This window comes from Microbacterium sp. F51-2R, from assembly GCF_052180235.1.
Classification (GTDB): Bacteria; Actinomycetota; Actinomycetes; order Actinomycetales; family Microbacteriaceae; genus Microbacterium.
This window is the reverse complement of sequence record NZ_CP197470.1, coordinates 3,872,236-3,888,312: the sequence shown is the minus strand read 5'-3', so window position 1 is coordinate 3,888,312 and position 16,077 is coordinate 3,872,236. Positions and strand designations below refer to the sequence as shown.

General features: G+C 71.8%; 17 protein-coding genes and 1 pseudogene. 7 read left to right on the top strand and 11 right to left on the bottom strand.

The features are described from left to right. Positions 1-41: 41 nt before the first annotated feature. Both ACSBPH_RS17130 and rpsA read right to left on the bottom strand, forming a co-directional pair. Positions 42-593, bottom strand: a complete 552-nt coding sequence (locus tag ACSBPH_RS17130; protein ID WP_442577336.1) for a GIY-YIG nuclease family protein — start codon at positions 591-593, stop codon at positions 42-44. 185 nt (positions 594-778) lie between these two features. Further along, positions 779-2,227, bottom strand: coding sequence for a 30S ribosomal protein S1 (gene rpsA / locus ACSBPH_RS17125; RefSeq protein ID WP_442575509.1), 1,449 nt, complete (start codon positions 2,225-2,227; stop codon positions 779-781). Between the two features lie 311 nt (positions 2,228-2,538). Here rpsA and ACSBPH_RS17120 point away from each other — a divergent pair, with 311 nt between their 5' ends. Further along, positions 2,539-3,024 carry a hypothetical protein gene (locus tag ACSBPH_RS17120; protein ID WP_442575508.1) on the top strand — a complete coding sequence of 162 codons (486 nt, stop codon included), beginning with the start codon at positions 2,539-2,541 and terminating at the stop codon, positions 3,022-3,024. A 15-nt stretch (positions 3,025-3,039) separates the two neighbouring features. Here ACSBPH_RS17120 and ACSBPH_RS17115 read toward each other — a convergent pair whose 3' ends face one another. The 4 genes from ACSBPH_RS17115 to ACSBPH_RS17100 form a co-directional block, all read right to left on the bottom strand. Continuing rightward, a complete protein-coding gene (locus ACSBPH_RS17115) occupies positions 3,040-4,089 on the bottom strand; it encodes a zinc-dependent alcohol dehydrogenase family protein (protein ID WP_442575507.1) in 1,050 nt (349 codons plus the stop codon). A 20-nt stretch (positions 4,090-4,109) separates the two neighbouring features. Continuing rightward, positions 4,110-4,769: an SDR family oxidoreductase gene (locus tag ACSBPH_RS17110; protein WP_442575506.1), complete on the bottom strand. Its 660-nt coding sequence runs from the start codon at positions 4,767-4,769 to the stop codon at positions 4,110-4,112. Positions 4,770-4,861: 92 nt separating this feature from the next. After that, complete coding sequence (locus ACSBPH_RS17105) at positions 4,862-5,350, bottom strand: hypothetical protein (RefSeq protein ID WP_442575505.1); 489 nt, start codon at positions 5,348-5,350, stop codon at positions 4,862-4,864. Between the two features lie 71 nt (positions 5,351-5,421). Beyond that, the gene (locus tag ACSBPH_RS17100; RefSeq protein ID WP_442575504.1) at positions 5,422-5,946 is read right to left on the bottom strand and encodes a TetR/AcrR family transcriptional regulator; all 525 of its coding nucleotides are present in this window, start codon (positions 5,944-5,946) and stop codon (positions 5,422-5,424) included. 87 nt (positions 5,947-6,033) lie between these two features. On the opposite strand from ACSBPH_RS17100, the gene ACSBPH_RS17095 reads away from it, so the two are divergent. Further along, entirely contained in the window at positions 6,034-6,747 is a 714-nt protein-coding gene (locus ACSBPH_RS17095; RefSeq protein ID WP_442575503.1) for an MBL fold metallo-hydrolase, read from the top strand. A gap of 4 nt (positions 6,748-6,751) precedes the next feature. Here ACSBPH_RS17095 and ACSBPH_RS17090 read toward each other — a convergent pair whose 3' ends face one another. The 5 genes and pseudogenes from ACSBPH_RS17090 to ACSBPH_RS17070 all read right to left on the bottom strand — a co-directional run bounded on the left by ACSBPH_RS17090 (position 6,752) and on the right by ACSBPH_RS17070 (position 11,168). Then, entirely contained in the window at positions 6,752-7,855 is a 1,104-nt protein-coding gene (locus tag ACSBPH_RS17090) for an NAD(P)-binding domain-containing protein (protein ID WP_442575502.1), read from the bottom strand. A gap of 67 nt (positions 7,856-7,922) precedes the next feature. Then, entirely contained in the window at positions 7,923-9,353 is a 1,431-nt protein-coding gene (locus ACSBPH_RS17085) for an APC family permease (RefSeq protein ID WP_442575501.1), read from the bottom strand. Between the two features lie 44 nt (positions 9,354-9,397). After that, on the bottom strand, positions 9,398-10,318 hold the full coding sequence (gene mmuM, locus ACSBPH_RS17080; protein WP_442575500.1) for a homocysteine S-methyltransferase: 921 nt from the start codon (positions 10,316-10,318) through the stop codon (positions 9,398-9,400). 68 nt (positions 10,319-10,386) lie between these two features. Continuing rightward, a pseudogene (locus ACSBPH_RS17075) lies at positions 10,387-10,821 on the bottom strand (YchJ family protein). Next, complete coding sequence (locus ACSBPH_RS17070; protein WP_442575499.1) at positions 10,821-11,168, bottom strand: TraR/DksA family transcriptional regulator; 348 nt, start codon at positions 11,166-11,168, stop codon at positions 10,821-10,823. The pseudogene ACSBPH_RS17075 and the gene ACSBPH_RS17070 overlap by 1 nt, the downstream one beginning before the upstream one ends. A 110-nt stretch (positions 11,169-11,278) precedes the next feature. Between ACSBPH_RS17070 and ACSBPH_RS17065 the strand changes: the two genes are divergently transcribed. From ACSBPH_RS17065 to ACSBPH_RS17045, 5 genes are all read left to right on the top strand, one after another. Further along, positions 11,279-12,700: a ferredoxin reductase family protein gene (locus tag ACSBPH_RS17065; RefSeq protein ID WP_442575498.1), complete on the top strand. Its 1,422-nt coding sequence runs from the start codon at positions 11,279-11,281 to the stop codon at positions 12,698-12,700. An 11-nt stretch (positions 12,701-12,711) separates the two neighbouring features. Next, positions 12,712-13,341 carry an FMN-binding protein gene (locus ACSBPH_RS17060; protein ID WP_442575497.1) on the top strand — a complete coding sequence of 210 codons (630 nt, stop codon included), beginning with the start codon at positions 12,712-12,714 and terminating at the stop codon, positions 13,339-13,341. Continuing rightward, positions 13,338-14,171 carry an FAD:protein FMN transferase gene (locus tag ACSBPH_RS17055; RefSeq protein ID WP_442575496.1) on the top strand — a complete coding sequence of 278 codons (834 nt, stop codon included), beginning with the start codon at positions 13,338-13,340 and terminating at the stop codon, positions 14,169-14,171. Before ACSBPH_RS17060 ends, ACSBPH_RS17055 begins: the two co-directional genes overlap by 4 nt. An 88-nt stretch (positions 14,172-14,259) precedes the next feature. Continuing rightward, positions 14,260-15,309 (top strand): FUSC family protein, encoded by a 1,050-nt coding sequence (locus tag ACSBPH_RS17050; protein ID WP_442575495.1) that lies wholly within the window; start codon positions 14,260-14,262, stop codon positions 15,307-15,309. A 146-nt stretch (positions 15,310-15,455) separates the two neighbouring features. Further along, positions 15,456-15,983: a hypothetical protein gene (locus tag ACSBPH_RS17045; protein ID WP_442575494.1), complete on the top strand. Its 528-nt coding sequence runs from the start codon at positions 15,456-15,458 to the stop codon at positions 15,981-15,983. Positions 15,984-16,077: the final 94 nt, after the last annotated feature.

Genomic DNA, 16,077 nt, shown 5'->3' with positions numbered 1-16,077 from the left:
AGAGCGCCGGGCTTTGAGAGCGCTGTGGATGCCGCGGCCCTTCACCCCCGCAGCGCGACAGCTTCGCTCTGCCATCGTGCGTACGCGTCCCACGGCTCGACCCCGCCGTGGACGACGTCGATGTGGGCGCGCAGCGCGTCGGAGAGGGCGAACCACTCGCTCGACCCGAACCGCTCCGCGGCGAACTGCCCGTGCCGACGCCGCTCGAGCCGCCGGTCGCCGCGCTCAAGCGCGAGCAGGTCGTCGTGCCAGATCGCGGCGAACCTCTGCCGCGGATTGGCGGTCGTGCCGATCTTCACCCGGTCGGCGTAGCGCAGGTAGTAGACGACGTCGATGCGCGGCGGGGGCAGCTCGCCGTCGACGAGGTCGCCGTGGCGCCACTCGCATGTCGCGCACAGCCATGCCGACGGATGGCGGACTCCGAGCCGCGAGCCGCATAGGCGGCACGGGGCGGGGAGGGCGTCCACGACGCCGAACTCGGCGCCCGCCCAATCTGCCGCGACCGCGAGATGCAGTTCGCACAGGCGCAGCGGCGCTCCGGGCGGGACGGGGCCGCGGCATCCGTCGCCGATGAGGCAGCCTGCACTCGGGATCGACACGGATGCAGGCTACGCGGACCGTGCGACACGCGGCGGGCGAAGGGCAGGCGAAGGGGCCACGAAGATCGGCCAAGGCCGGACGCGGCGCACGCTCGCAGGGCACGCGAAAAGGCCGCCACCCGGAGGTGACGGCCTTTTCTCGATCGGCGCGCTCGGCGCGTCAGTCGATCAGTGCGGGATCAGCGACCCGAGAGCTTCTCGCGAAGAGCCGCGAGAGCCTCGTCGTCCGCGAGCGTGCCGGCGGGGCCGCTGTCGGACGAGAACGACGACGGGGTGTCGGCGATGGGGTTCGCAGCCTCGGCCTCGGCGGCCTTGGCGACGGCAGCCTTGTGGGCCTCCCAGCGACCCTGGGCGGCGGCGTACTCCTGCTCCCACTTCTCGCGCTGCTCGTCGAAGCCCTCGAGCCAGGCACCCGACTCGGGGTCGAAGCCCTCGGGGTACTTGTACTCGCCGCGCTCGTCGTACTCGGTGACCATGCCGTAGAGGGCCGGGTCGAACTCGGTGCCGAAGGGGTCGACCGACTCGTTCGCCTGCTTCAGCGAGAGCGAGATGCGGCGACGCTCGAGGTCGATGTCGATGATCTTGACGAAGACCTCTTCACCGACCGACACGACCTGCTCGGCCAGCTCGACGTGCTTGCCCGAGAGCTCCGAGATGTGCACGAGGCCCTCGATGCCGTCGGCGACGCGGACGAACGCGCCGAAGGGGACGAGCTTGGTGACCTTGCCCGGAGCGATCTGGCCGATCGCGTGCGTGCGGGCGAAGACCTGCCACGGGTCCTCCTGCGTCGCCTTGAGCGACAGCGAGACGCGCTCGCGGTCGAGGTCGACCTCGAGGATCTCGACGGTGACTTCCTGACCCACCTCGACGACCTCGGAGGCGTGCTCGATGTGCTTCCACGACAGCTCGGAGACGTGCACGAGGCCGTCGACGCCGCCGAGGTCGACGAACGCGCCGAAGTTGACGATCGACGAGACCGTGCCCTTGCGGACCTGGCCCTTGTGCAGGTTGTTGAGGAACGTGGTGCGCGACTCCGACTGCGTCTGCTCGAGCAGCGCACGGCGCGAGAGCACGACGTTGTTGCGGTTCTTGTCGAGCTCGAGGATCTTGGCCTCGATCTCCTGGCCGAGGTACGGCGTGAGATCGCGGACGCGACGCAGCTCGATGAGCGACGCGGGGAGGAAGCCGCGCAGCCCGATGTCGACGATGAGGCCGCCCTTGACGACCTCGATGACCGAACCGGTCACGACGCCGTCGTTCTCCTTGATCTTCTCCACGTCGCCCCACGCGCGCTCGTACTGCGCACGCTTCTTCGACAGGATCAGACGGCCTTCCTTGTCCTCCTTCTGGAGAACCAGGGCCTCGACGTGGTCGCCGACGTTGACGACCTCGTTGGGGTCGACGTCGTGCTTGATGGAAAGCTCGCGCGAGGGGATGACGCCCTCGGTCTTGTAGCCGACGTCGAGGAGGACCTCGTCGCGGTCGATCTTCACGACGGTTCCTTCGATGAGGTCGCCATCGTTGAAGAACTTGAGCGTCTTCTCGACCGCGGCCAGGAAGTCCTCAGCAGATCCGATGTCGTTGATTGCGACCTGCTTGGTGGCCGGGGCGGTCGTTGCGGTAGTCATGTAGTGGGTTGTCCTTGTTGGTTTTGTTCTCGGGCTCCGATTCGAGCAGCCGTCGCGCGAGGGCGAACGGATGCCACGAGCCGAAGCAAGCGGATTGTTGTCGTGCGATGTCACATCGACGCAGACGCCTGCACAGGCCGACGTACGCGCGCGGGCGTGGCAAGAGAGCCACACCAGTGACGTTCCAGAGTATCAGAACGCACCGGTCGGCCGCGATGTTCCGCCGGCGCAGAATCGGGCCGGTCCGGAGCCGGTTTCACGCGGCTCCTCCCCGCCTGCGGGGGCCGGCGGGGCACGTAGGCTCGGTGTTCGTGAGCACCCCTCTGCCGCCCGTCCGCATCGTCACTCCGCGCGGACGCCTCGTGGCCCTCGCCGTCATCTGCCTCGTCATCGCTGTGCTCGGCGTCATCGTCTACCTGGTCAACCCGCAGGAGCCCCTCAACATCATCCTGGGCGCCGCGGCGGTGGGCGTCTTCGGCATCGGCGGCGGGTTCTCGCTCGTCGGTCAGTTCCGCCGCAGCACGCTCCTCGCAGCCGACGAGGACGGGATCCGCATCGAGGGCCGCGTGAGCGTGCCGTGGTCGGCGGTCGAGCGCATCGGGACGACCCAGACGGCGGTCGGGATCCGGCTCCGCGACCCGAAGGCGGTGGCCGATGCCGCTCCCGGCATCTATCCGCTCGAAGACCTCAAGGCCCGCCGCGCCGCGACCGGGTGGGACCTGACGTTCGACGAGCGTCTCCTCGGCCGTCCGCCGCGGGAGGCCGCTGCGGCCCTGCGGGCACGCCAACCGTCCTGAGCCGAAGCGCAGGCCTCAGGGACGCAGCAGCACCTTGGTCGCGCGGCGCTCGTCCATCGCGGCGTACGCCTCGGCGGCCTCGGTGAGCGGCAGCTCGAGGTCGAACACGAGGCCGGGCTGGATCGCGCCGGAGCGCACGTCGGGGAGGAGCTCCTCGATGTAGCCGCGCACGGGTGCGACGCCGCCGTTGACCCCCACGTTGGTGCCGAACATCATGCCGATGGGCAGCTCGGGGCCGCCGTTGGGCACGCCGACGTAGCCGACCATTCCGCCGGGACGCGTCGAGCGCAGCGCCTGGTCCATCGACTCCTTCGTGCCGACGCACTCCAGCACGCGATCGGCGCCGATCCCGCCGGTGAGCTCCCGCACGCGGGCGATGCCCTCGTCGCCGCGCTCCTCCACGATGTGGGTCGCGCCGAACCGGCGGGCGAGCTCCTGGCGCGCCGCGTGCCGTGACATCGCGATGATCGTCGTGGCTCCGAGTCGCTTCGCGGCGATGATGGCGCACAGGCCCACAGCCCCGTCGCCCACGACCGCGACCGAGTCGCCGGGGCCGACGCCCGCCGAGACGGCGGCGTGGTGACCGGTGCCCATGACGTCGCTGAGGGTCAGGAGGCCCGGGATCTCGTCATCCGCCACCGGACCGGGGACGACCGCGAGAGTCCCGTCGGCGAGCGGAACGCGCACGCGCTCACCCTGGCCGCCGTCGGCGAAGCCGCCGAAGCGGTCGTCGCTGCCCCACCAGCCGCCGGTGAGGCACGACGTGCTCACGCCGTTTCGGCAGTTCGCGCACGTGCCGTCGCACACGTAGAAGGGGGCGATGACGAAGTCGCCGGGCTTGACGCCCTTCACCTCGGGGCCGACCTCCTCGACGATGCCGACGAACTCATGACCGATGCGGGTCGGCTCCTCGGTCGGGGTGACGCCCCGATACGGCCACAGGTCGGACCCGCACACGCAGGCCGCGACGACGCGCACGATCGCGTCGGCGCCGGTCGACAGGGTCGGGTCGGGGACTTCTTCGACACGGATGTCGCGGGCAGCGTGGATGACGGCGGCAAGCATGCTTCGAGCCTAGGGCGGGTTCAGGATGCCGCGGCCCGGAGGGCCTCGTCGATGGCGGCGTCGCCGTTGCCGAACCGGATGGTGCGCCCGATCGTCGACGCGGGGTCGTCGAGCACGGCCGCGATGACCCTTGCGACGTCCGCGCGCGCGACCGCGCCGGTGCCGTCCTGGGGGTCGACGGCGATACGCCCCGTCGGCGGATCGAGGGTCAGCGCGCCGGGGCCGAGGATCGTCCAGTCGAGCCCGCTCGCACGCAGGTGCTCGTCGGCGGCGAGCTTCGCGTCGGCATAGGGGAAGAACGGATCGCCGTCGGGGATGCCGTGGTCCTCCTTGGAGCCGATCCACGACACCATGACGTACCGGCGCACGCCGGCGGCGGCAGCGGCGTCGATCGACCGGATCGCCGCGTCGCGATCGACGGCATAGGTGCGCTCCGGCGCACCGCCGCCCGCCCCGGCCGACCACACGACGGCGTCGTTCCCCGCGATGAGGTTCGTCAGCTGATCGAGGTCGAACGTCTCGATGTCGGCGACGAGCGCCTGGGCGCCCGTGCCGACGACGTCCTCTTCGTGCGCAGGGTTGCGGATGACGCCCGTGACGGTGTCGCCGCGGTCCGCCAGGATCCGTTCGAGCAGCAGGGCCACCTTGCCGTGCCCGCCGATGATGAGAATGCGCGCCATGCGATGTCCTTCCGACCGCTCCAGACTAGGCACGCCGTCCACCCGGCCGCCCGGGGTTGCGCCGTCCCGGATGTGCCTCTACGTCGGCCGCGTCACGGTGCGGGCGGGATCGGCATGACGAGCTGGTCCTCCGACGAACCGGCCGGGACGTACTCGCGCGGCAGGAGGAGCACCTGACGCCGCCTCTCCCAGTCCTGCTCGGGGGTGTGGAAGTCCTCCCACATCGAGAACGCACCGCCGTCGGTGCGCTCGCGGACCTCGCGGAGCCACGCGGCGTACGCGGGGTCGGCCCGGCGCGCGTGCGGACGGGACGCTGCCAGCCGTTCGAGCTCGTCGGCGAGGGACTCGGCATCCCATCTCGTCCGACCGTCGCCGAAGAGGTCCCACTGCCGCCCGTTCGTATAGGCCAGCAGCACGTCGCGCTCGATGTCGGGATCATCGCCGGGCGCCGCGATGTAGACGCGGCACCGCCAGTGCCCCGTCGCGTAGAAGTTCGCGCGGATGCGCACGCCCTCGAGTCCCCGTTCGTGCAGCAGTGCGACGGCGCGGACGATCGCGTGCTCGGGGCGCGGGGCGGACACGCGACCACGCTAGCGCGCGGGTCCCGCCGCCACGCCGACCGGCGGTCCGCCGCGCGGGCGCCGCGCGACGATCAGCCGGCGAGCCCTCGCCGGAGCGCCGCCAGCCCGAACTCGAAGGCCTCGTCGATGTCGCCCCCCATCCGGAACGCTCCCGCGAGCTCCATCTGCACGAACCCCGTCGCCCACGCCGTGACGAGCCGGGCCGCCTCGAGGGCATGCTCCTCGCCCGCGAGGCTTCCCGCCGCGCGGACGATCGTGCTGCCGACACGATCCAGGGCCTCCTGCGGAGCCGCGGTCGCGAACAGCAGCCGGAAGCCCTCGGGCCGCTCGTGCGCGAACGCGCGGTAGAGGCGGGCGAGCCTGTCGAGCGTGTTGCCGGATGCCTCGAGCCGGCCCATCAGATCGTCGACGGTCGCCTCTGCCACGGCCGCGACCAGCGCATCCCTGTCCCGCACGCGCTTGTAGAGCGAGGGCGCACGCACACCGACCCGCTCGGCGACCCGCTGCATCGTGAGACCCGCGGGACCGGATTCCTCGAGCAGCGCGCGGCCGGCCTCGACGATCTCGGCGTACGACGTGCGGTCGGGTGTCGGCATCCGGTCCTCCTCGATGGCTATTGACAGTAGCCATCATAGCTACGTATCGTAGCTATGCCAACCATCGACTCTCGAAGGACCGCCGCCATGAAGCTCGCGCCGCACCTCCATCGCATCGGCAACGACATCGTCGCCGCGTACCTCATCGTCACCGACGAGGGCATCACCGTCGTCGACGCGGGGCTCCCCGGGCACTGGAAAGACCTGACGCGCGAGCTCGACGAGCTGGGGCGCAGCCCCCGCGACATCCGAGGCCTCATCCTGACCCACGGCGACAGCGACCACATCGGCTTCGCCGAGCGCCTGCGCCGGGAGTACGGCGTGCCGGTGTTCGTGCACGAGGCCGACGCCGAGCGGGCCCGCACGGGTGAGAAGCCGAAGGTCGCGACCGGCCGGATGCGTTTCGGCCCGACGCTCGGGTTCTTCGCCTATGCCCTCCGCAAGCGTGCGGTGCCGACCACGTACGTCTCCGAAGTCATCGAGGTCCACGACGGCGACGTCCTGGATCTGCCGGGCGCCCCGTCGATCATCGGGATGCCCGGGCATTCGCCGGGGAGCATCGCCGTGCACTCCGCCCTGGCCGACGCGGTCTTCGTCGGCGATGCGCTGACGACCCGGCATGTGCTCACGGGCCGGACGGGACTGCAGCCCGCCCCGTTCACGGATGACCCCGCCGAGGCATCCGCGTCTCTCGACCGGCTCGCGGGCCTCGAGGCATCCTGGGTTCTCCCCGGCCACGGGGCGCCGTGGCGCGGCTCCCCCGCCGGCGTCGCGGCCGCCGTCCGCACCGCCGCGGCGTGATCGCCTAGGCCGCAGACGCTTCGCGCGCGGCCAGGTCCGCCGCGATCGCGCGCACGGCGTCGCGTCCCGCCCGATTGGCGCCGACGGTGGACTGCGACGGCCCGTAGCCGATGAGGAACAGCCGCGGCTCGTCGAGCGCACGCCCATCGGCCACGCGGATTCCACCCCGAGGGGTGCGCAGCCGGAGCGGCGAGAGATGGTCGATGGCCGCGCGGAAGCCCGTCGCCCACAGGATGACGTCGGAAGGCTCGAACGAGCCGTCGGGCATGCGCACGCCCTCCTCCTCGATCGCGGCGAACATCGGGTGTCGCACGAGCACTCCGCGCGCCTGCGCGGCGCGCGCCCAGGGTGTCCAGTGCATGCCCGTGACGGAGATGACGCTCCCCGGCGGAAGGCCCTCGCGCACGCGGGCCTCGACCCCCGCGATCGCCGCGACGCGCGCCGGCACGTCGAAGTCCTCCTCGATCCACTGCGGCTCGCGACGCGTGACCCAGAAGGTGTCGGCGAGGCGCGAGATCTCGTCGAGGAGCTGGAGGGCCGAGACGCCCGCGCCGACGATGACGACGCGCCGCCCGGCGAACTCCTCGGCCGAGACGTAGTCGGCGACGTGCAGCTGCCGGCCGCGGAACCGCTCCTGTCCGCGGTAGTGCGGCCAGAACGGCCGCGTCCACGTGCCCGTGGCGTTGATGACGTAGCGCGCAGCCCACGTGCCGCGATCGGTCTCTACGAGCAGTCGCCCCTCGGCATCTCCGTCGTCGCGTCGCACGGCGCGCACCACGACGGGACGCTGGACGTCGAGGGCGAAGCGCTCCTCGTACTCGGCGAAGTACGCGGGGAGGATGTCGCGGCTCGCCGCCGCGGGATCCGCCGGCGGAACCGGGAAGCCGGGCAGCTCGTGGATGCCGTTGACGGTCGCCATCTTGAGCGACTCCCACCGGTGCTGCCAGGCGCCGCCCGCGCGGTCGTTCGCATCGAGGACGACGAAGGTCTCGGCCTCGCCGGCCGCCCGTGAGGAGGGCACTAAGCCCCGGCGCTGCAGGTGGTACGCCGCTGACAGACCCGCCTGCCCCGCGCCGATCACCGCGACGTCTACGGGCTGCCGATCCACGTCGGCGAGAACGTCTGCAGGCGAGGACGTATTCCACCGCCCTCCGTCCGGGAGAACGGCTCGGGGGCTACTCCCCCGCCTCCTCGCGGGCTTCGGCGACGGGGTCGCCGAGCACGCTGTGATGCCGTCCCCACAGCAGATAGAAGGCCATGACGACGGCGAGCCAGAGGAGGAACCACAGGTAGGTCGTGCCCGGCAGTCCCGACAGGATGTACACGCACGCGATGACGGACAGCACCGGCACGACCGGGTACCCCGGCACGCGGAAGCCGCGCGGCAGATCGGGTCGTGTGCGCCGCAGCACGATGACGCCGATCGAGACGACGATGAACGCGATGAGCGTGCCGAGCGAGACGAGATCCCAGAGATTCGACAGCGGCACGAATCCCGCCAGCAGGGCGACGGCGATCGCGACGACGATCGTCGTGAACTCGGGCGTGTGCGTCTTCGGATTGACCCGCGCGAAGATCCTCGGGAGGAGGCCGTCGCGTCCGATGGTGAAGAGGATGCGCGTCTGGCCGAACAGCGTCACGAGGGTCACCGAGAAGATCGACACGACGGCGCCCGCCGCGAGGACGGTGGCCGGCCACGATGCCCCGACGACGTCTTGCAGGATGATGGCCAGTCCCGCGCTCTGCTGCTCGGGGTCGGTGAAGTCCTGCCAGGGCTGAGTGCCGAGCGCAGCGACGGCGACGAAGACATAGATGCAGACGACGATCGCGAGCGCGAGGAGGATGGCGCGGGGCAGCGCCCGCTGCGGATCGCGAACCTCATCGCCGGCCGTCGAGACGGCATCGAGTCCGATGAAGGTGAAGAAGATCGTGCCGGCTGCCGCGGTGACCCCGGCGGCGCCGGCCGGAGCGAAGTCGGCGAAGTTGTCCGCCTGGAAGGCCGTGAAGGCGATCGCGGCGAACATGACGAGCACGCCGAGCTTGATGAACACCATGACGACGTTGACGACGGCGGATTCGCGCGTGCCCCGGATCAGCAGGATCGCGCACAGGCCGACGAGGACGACGGCGGGGAGGTTCACGATGCCGCCTTCGCCGGGCGCCGCACTCAGCTGCGGGGGGACGCTCCACCCGAAGAGATCGTCGAGCAGCAGGTTGAGGTAGCCGCTCCACCCCGACGAGACGGCGGCTGTCGAGACGCCGTACTCCAGCATGAGACACGCCGCGACACCGACCGCGACGACCTCGCCGAGCGTCGCGTAGGCGTAGGAGTAGGTCGACCCCGAGACGGGCACGGCGGAGGCCAGCTCGGCGTAGCAGACCGCGGAGAGTCCCGCGGCGAGGCCCGCGAGCAGGAACGACAGGATGACGGCGGGCCCGGCGAGAGGGACGGCCTCGTGCATCACGAAGAAGATGCCGGTGCCGACCGTCGCCCCGACGCCCAGCATCGCGAGTTGGAAGGTGCCCAGGCGGCGTTGCAGACCACCGGGGTGGTCGGTGGGCGGCACGATCGGCTTGCGTCGCAGGAGCTGTTCACGAAGGCTCACGGATGGCTCCTTCCTCGCGTGCTGGTCAGCGTAGAGGCGGCGGATCAGGCGCGTCGAGAGGGCGCGCCCGCCGCGACGGCCTCGGCGACGCCTCGGAGCTCGGCGGGGCCGACGCGACAGCATCCGCCCACGAGCCGCGTCCCCGCCGAGAGCCACTCCCCCACATATCCCGCGAGCGGCTTGCCGTCGCCGCTCCACGAACGGCGGTCGGCGTCCCACACCTCGCCGCTGTTCGGGTAGGCGAGGAGCGCCTTGGCGGTCGTCCGCCGCGCGATCTCGAGGGCGCCGGCGACATCGGCGGCGGCGCAGCAGTTCACCCCGACGGCGACGATCTCGTCGGTGGCATCCGCGATCGCGAAGGCGTCCGCGAGGCTCTCCCCCGTCCGCAGGCGTGGGCCGTCGATCGTCACGCTGAGCCACGCGGGCACCCCGAGCCCCTCGAGCTCGGCGGCGATCGCCTCGACCTCAGCGAGCGACGGGATCGTCTCGATCGCGAGCACATCCGGCCCCGCCGCTGCGAGCGCGCGCAGCCGCGGGCGATGCCATTCGCGCAGCTCCGCGACCGTCAGGCCGTAGTCGCCGGTGTACTCGCTGCCGTCGGCGAGGGTCGCGCCGTACGGACCGACGGATGCCGCGACCCACGCGTCGTCGTCATGCCCCGTGTCGGTGCGCGCCCGGCGCGCGAGCTGCACGCTGCGCATGAGGAGCAGATCGACCGCAGGCGCATCCAGCCCCTCGGCCTCGAGCGCCTCGTAGCTCACCTGGTACGACGCGGTGATCGCGACCCGGGCGCCGGCCAGGAAGTACGCCTCGTGCGCCGCGCGGATCTCCTCGGGTCGGTCCAGGAGCAGCCGGGCCGACCACAGCGACGACGACAGGTCGTTCCCGCGGGCCTCCAGGAGCGTGCCGAGACCGCCGTCGAGGACGACGGGCGCGGCGACCAGGGCATCGGCGAGGCTCGGCATGCGGGCCAGTCTAAATCGCGGGCTCCGGCGCCCCGGGATCGGCCGTCTCATGCGGCGACCACGATCGCTCAGCCGTGGTCGCCGTCGAGGTACCACCAGCGGTCGCTCTGGAAGACGAAGCGGCTCGCCTCGTGGAGGACCCCGGTCTCGCGGCCGTCACGCCATCCGGCGCGGAACTACACGATCCCGCGTCGGCTGCCGGCCTCCCCGCCGCTCGCCGCGAGGATCTCCAGGCCCGTCCAGCGAAGGCGCGGGTCGAGGTCGATCGTCGCGGGACGCGTTCCCGGATGCCACGATCCGGCGAGGTGGCGCTCGTCGCCCACGACGAACGCCGTGTAGCGGGAGCGCATGAGGCGCTCGGCCGTCGGCGCCGGGTCGCCGCGGAGGATCGGGGCGCAGCATCCGTCGAAGCGCGCACCGCTGCCGCAGGGGCAGGAGTCGGCGTCCGCGACCACGGCGAAGCCGTCGCGCGAGGAGCGACCCGCGGCGCTCCCGAACGACATCAGCCGCCCGCCTTCTCGGCGCAGGCGACGCAGCGCGTCGCGGTGGGGCGGGCGAGGAGGCGCCCCTCGGGGATGCGGCGCCCGCAGTCCGCGCAGATCCCGTAGGTGCCCTCCGCGAGGCGCTCGCGCGCGGCGTCGATGTCGGCGAGCTCGGCCACCGTCGCCGCCCGGAGCCCCGCGAGCTTGGACCACTCGCCCGAGAGGGTCGCTCCCTCGGGATCGTGCTCGTCGTCGGCCGACTCGCTCCCCCGGTCGAGGCGGAGCCCCGCCATCTCGACGTCGAGCACCTCGAGACGCGCGAGCGCGGCGCTGCGCACGTCGTCCAGGAGGTCAGCCGGTTGCGTCATGGCCACCCAGCCTAAGCGCCGTGGTGCGGCCGGTCTCCGATCGCACGATCCACGCCTCGCGCTGGAGCTGCTCATAGGATCCGCAAAGAGTCGGCGCTCATCGTTGTCTCGTGACCACCACCGCCGACCCTTCGATCGCCGCCTGGGCGCCGCCGCGCGACGAGGCGCGTGCCGCGAAGAGCACCTCCCCGGTGTGGAACGCCGCCGCCGTCGGCGTCATCTGGCTCACGAGCCTCTTCGTCGTCGCGCTGTGGGTCGCCGGCGGCGGACTGCAGGCGGTCGCGGGAGGCACCGGCGAGACGCTCACGACCCTCGGCCGCATCACGGGGCTCGTCTCGGCGAACCTCCTCCTCTACCAAGTGCTCCTCATGGCGCGCGTGCCGCTGTTCGAGCGCGGCTTCGGGCGCGACGGCATCACCCGCATGCACCGCCTGGTCGGGTTCTGGTCGTTCTGGCTCCTGCTCGCGCACATCGCCCTCGTGACGGCCGGCTACGGGGCGACGGCGCAGATCGATGTGCTCGCGCAGCTGTGGACGTTCGTCGTCGACTACCCCGGCATGCTGCTCGCGACCGCGGGCACGCTGCTGCTCGTCCTCGTCGTCGCCACCTCCCTCCGGCGAGCGCGCAGAAGACTGCGGTACGAGTCGTGGCACCTCCTCCACCTCTACGGCTATCTCGGCGTGGGCCTGGCGCTGCCGCATCAGCTCTGGACGGGCGCCGACTTCCTCTCGTCGCCGGTCGCGACCTACTACTGGTGGACGCTCTGGGCCGTGACCGCGGCATCCGTCATCGTCTTCCGCATCGTCCTCCCGCCGGCGCGCTCGTGGCGTCATCGCCTTCGGGTGACGGATGTCGCGGCCGACGGCACGCGCGGCGTCACCGTGCGCGTCGCCGGCCGTGACCTCCACCGCCTCGGCGCGAAGCCCGGCCAGTTCTTCGTCTGGCGCTTCCTCGACGAGCCGGGCTGGACGCGCGGCCACCCGCTGTCGCTCGCCGCGGCGCCACGCGCGGAATCCCTCGAGGTCTCGGCGCAGGTGGTCGGCGACGGCACCGCCCGCCTGCGCGGCCTCACACCCGGCACGCGCGTGCTCGTCGAGGGGCCGTACGGCAGCATGACGGGCGAGGCCCGCACCCGCACGAAGCTCCTCATGATCGCGGCGGGGGCCGGCGTCGCGCCGCTCGTCTCGATCCTCGAGGGCGAGCGCTTCGCCCCGGGCGAGGCGACCCTCGTGACCCGCGACCACGACCTCGACTCGGGTCTGCGCCGCGACGCGATCCGTGCGCTCATCGCCCGGCGCGGGCTGCGGCACTTCGAGCTTCCCGGCGGCCGCTCGCACGGCGCCTCCCCGTGGATCCCCGCGACCCACGACGCGTGGCGCGGACGAGACCTCATCCGGTACTTCGCCCCCGACATCGCGGCCTACGACGCCTACGTCTGCGGGCCGAAGCCGTGGATGGACGCCGTGGTCCGCGACCTCCGGGCCGCGGGCATGCCCGCACGCGCCATCCACACCGAATCGTTCACGGTCTGAGAGGAACACCGATGAAACGCATCGTCTACGCGATTCTCGCCACCATCAGCGCGCTCGTGCTGCTATTCAGCTACCGCACCTCGGTCGAGGCGGTGGCGCCCCAGGCCGCGGCCGCCACGCAGGGGACGGATGCCTCGTCCTCCGGGTCGTCGGGGTCGGGCACCGATCCGAGCGCCTCGGAGTCGGAGTCGAGCGCGGAGTCGGACACCGGGTCGACGAGCGAGGAATCCGGCGCCGCCGGCACGGAGTCGTCGGACTCGAGCACGAGCGACACGACGGGCACGTCCGGGTCTTCCGGATCTTCCGGATCTTCCGGATCTTCCGGATCGACCGGGACGTCAGGCACGTCGTCCACAGGGCTCGCCGACGGCACGTACACCGGCTCGTCGATGACCACGCGCTTCGGCCCCGTGCAGGTGCAGATCACGGTGTCGGGCGGGCAGATCACGGCGGCGCAGGCCGTCGACTACCCGAACGACAACCCCCGCGACCAGCAGATCAACCAGTACGCGATCCCGCGTCTCGTGTCCGAGACCCTCTCGGCGCAGAGCGCGAACATCGATATGGTCTCGGGTGCCACCTACACCAGCGACGGCTACATCCAGTCGCTGCAGAGCGCGATCGATCAGGCGACATCATGACTCCTCTCCCCCACGCGCACCGCCGCACCTGGACCCACGAGGTCATGGGGAGCGTCGCGACGGCGCGGCTCGTCTTCGACCATCCGCAGAACGGCGAGCACGAGGCATCCGTCGCCGACGCCGTCGCCGCCGCGTTCGCGGAGCTCGACCGCATGGACGCCCTGTTCTCCCCGTATCGCGCCGACTCCGAGGTCTCGCGCATCCGCCGCGGCGAGACGACGATCGGCGAGGCCGATCCGCTCGTCGCGGTCGTCGCCGACGCGTGCCGCGAGGCGGCGATCGCGACCGACGGGCGCTTCGACGCGTGGCTCGGCGGCTCGTTCGATCCCACGGGCCTGGTCAAGGGGTGGGCCGTCGAGCGCGCCGCGCGCCTTCGCCTCGCGCCGGTTCTCGGGGAGGACGGATGCCTCGCCGCCGGCCTCTCGGTCGGCGGCGACATGCAGCTGCTCACGGCGGACGGCGCCGACTGGATCTGGCGCGTCGGCATCTCCGACCCCGCCCGGCCCGGCGAGATCATCGCGACGCTCGACGTGCCCCGGGGAGCCGTTGCGACGTCGGGCACGGCCGAGCGCGGCGAGCATGTGCTCGATCCACGGACAGGGAGGCCGGCCGACGGCTCGGTCGCATCGGCCACGGTCGTCGCCGACCGCCTCACGCACGCCGACGTGTGGGCGACCACGGCGATGATCGCGGGCTTCGACGACCTGACGTGGATCGCGACGGCGGGCACCACGACGGGGCTCCTCGTCGCCGCCGACGGGCGCACCCGTCGCTGGCTCGGCGCGACCGAGGTGTCGGTGGGCCCCGCGCCCTCCGCCCCGCTGCTCTGACCTTCGCGCTGCTGCTCTGACCCGCCCTGCTGCTCTGACCTTCGCGCCGCACCGTGCCCGGCGCGGTCGCCGCGCCTAGCGTGGAGGCATGCGCATGTCCGCCACGATCCGCGCCGCGCGTCGCGCGCCCCTCCTGCAGGTCGTCAAATCCGCCGTCGCGACCTCGGCGGCGTGGCTCATCGTCGGATTCCTGATCCCCGGCCCGCCGCCCGTCTTCGCCGCCATCGCGGCGCTCCTCGTCGTGCAGCCGAGCCTCAACCAGTCGCTCACGCGCGCGATCGAGCGCAGTGTCGGGGTCATCGCGGGCGTCGTCATCGCCTCGGTGCTGAGCATCCTGCTCGGCAGTGCGACGTGGGTCATCCTCCTCACGACGATCGTCGCGCTGCTCATCGCCTGGGCGCTGCGCATGACGCCGGGGACGGCGAACCAGGTCGCGATCAGCGCGATCCTCGTGCTGGCACTCGGCACGGCGAGCCCCTCCTACGCCGTCGACCGCATCCTCGAGACGCTCATCGGCGCCGTGATCGGCATCCTGATCAACACCGCGATCGTGCCGCCCGTCGCCGTCGCCCCCGCGCACTCGGCGGTCGACGAGCTGGGCGACGCGCTCGCCGACGCGCTCGACCGGCTCGCGCGGGCGCTCGAGTCGGCCCAGACGCCGTCGGAGCTGGCGGGGCTGCTCGAAGACGCCCGCGCCGTGCGCCCGAAGCTCGAGGCGGCCGAAGACGCCATCACGGCGGCGGCGGAGTCGCTGACCCTCAATCCGCGCGGCCGGCGGCACCGCGACGAGCTCGACGAGCTCGGCGACCTGGTCGAGATCTTCCGGCCGATCGTGACGCAGATGATCGGCATGACGCGGGCGACGAGCGAGCGCTACGACCCGTCGATCGACGATGAGCCCGCCGTCCCCGCGATCGCGGATCAGCTGCACCGTGCAGCGCACGACGTGCGTCTCCTCCTCCGCCGCGCGGTGCCCGAGCCCGTCGTGGCGGCCCGGGAGCCCGACGAGCCGGCAGCGCTGACGGCCCAGCTCACGGTGGCCCGGCCCTCCTCGAGCCACTGGATCCTCGTCGGGTCGCTCCTGGAAGACCTCCGCCGGATCCACGAGACCCTGACCGAGGCCTCGCCCCGCCGCTGAGGCGGCGACCCTGGCAGGGCGGGCTCGCCGCGCGGTCGCCGCGACGCCCGGCCGAGGCATCCCTCGCCGTCGCAGCGCGCGGAGCTGGAGGTCCGGCCTGTGGATAAGTGCGGCGAGCGCTCGCGGCCCGCGGTTACCGTGGTCGCGTGAATCCTCGCCCCGTCGCTGCCCTCTCGGCGCTCGTGCTCGTGGCGACGATGACGACCGGATGCCTCGCCCAGCCGGAGGCGGAGCCGACACCCCTGTTCTCCTCCGAGAAAGAGGCGTTCGCCGCGGCCGAAGCGACGTACCGGGCCTACGTCGATGCGCTGAACGAGGTCGACCTCAGCGACCCGGCGACGTTCGAAGGCGTCTACGCCTGGACCACGGGTGACGCAAACTCCAACGAGCGCAAGTCGTTGAGCGAGATGCATGCGGACGGCTGGGTGGTCGAAGGTTGGTCGCACGTGGACTTGTTTGACGGTCGGGAGTTTGACGCGGAATCGTCCGAAGTGACTGCGGTGCTTTGCTCGAACGTCAGCGAAGTGGACGTGCTCGACGCGAATGGCACGTCGGTCGTCGCCGAGGATCGTCCCGATGTCTACACGCTCCAGATCGAGTTCGTTCCCGCCGAGACTCCGACCGGGCTCGCTATCGAAAGCAGCAACGCGATCGAGGATGCGGTTTGCAGCTGATTAGTACACTCGCCATCGCTCTGCTCGTGAGCTCGGGTGGGATCGTGACAGGCGCGTCGACGTGCGAGGGCGCATCTGGGTGGACGCACTGCGA

Bases quoted from the DNA above. Each gene is read 5' to 3' on its own strand.
- ACSBPH_RS17060 (WP_442575497.1), top strand. From the start codon at position 12,712: ATGAAACGCATCGTCTACGCGATTCTCGCCACCATCAGCGCGCTCGTG.
- ACSBPH_RS17070 (WP_442575499.1), bottom strand. From the start codon at position 11,168: ATGACGCAACCGGCTGACCTCCTGGACGACGTGCGCAGCGCCGCGCTC.
- ACSBPH_RS17050 (WP_442575495.1), top strand. From the start codon at position 14,260: ATGCGCATGTCCGCCACGATCCGCGCCGCGCGTCGCGCGCCCCTCCTG.
- ACSBPH_RS17115 (WP_442575507.1), bottom strand. From the start codon at position 4,089: ATGCTTGCCGCCGTCATCCACGCTGCCCGCGACATCCGTGTCGAAGAA.
- ACSBPH_RS17055 (WP_442575496.1), top strand. From the start codon at position 13,338: ATGACTCCTCTCCCCCACGCGCACCGCCGCACCTGGACCCACGAGGTC.
- ACSBPH_RS17110 (WP_442575506.1), bottom strand. From the start codon at position 4,769: ATGGCGCGCATTCTCATCATCGGCGGGCACGGCAAGGTGGCCCTGCTG.
- mmuM (WP_442575500.1), bottom strand. From the start codon at position 10,318: ATGCCGAGCCTCGCCGATGCCCTGGTCGCCGCGCCCGTCGTCCTCGAC.
- rpsA (WP_442575509.1), bottom strand. From the start codon at position 2,227: ATGACTACCGCAACGACCGCCCCGGCCACCAAGCAGGTCGCAATCAAC.
- ACSBPH_RS17100 (WP_442575504.1), bottom strand. From the start codon at position 5,946: ATGCCGACACCCGACCGCACGTCGTACGCCGAGATCGTCGAGGCCGGC.
- ACSBPH_RS17095 (WP_442575503.1), top strand. From the start codon at position 6,034: ATGAAGCTCGCGCCGCACCTCCATCGCATCGGCAACGACATCGTCGCC.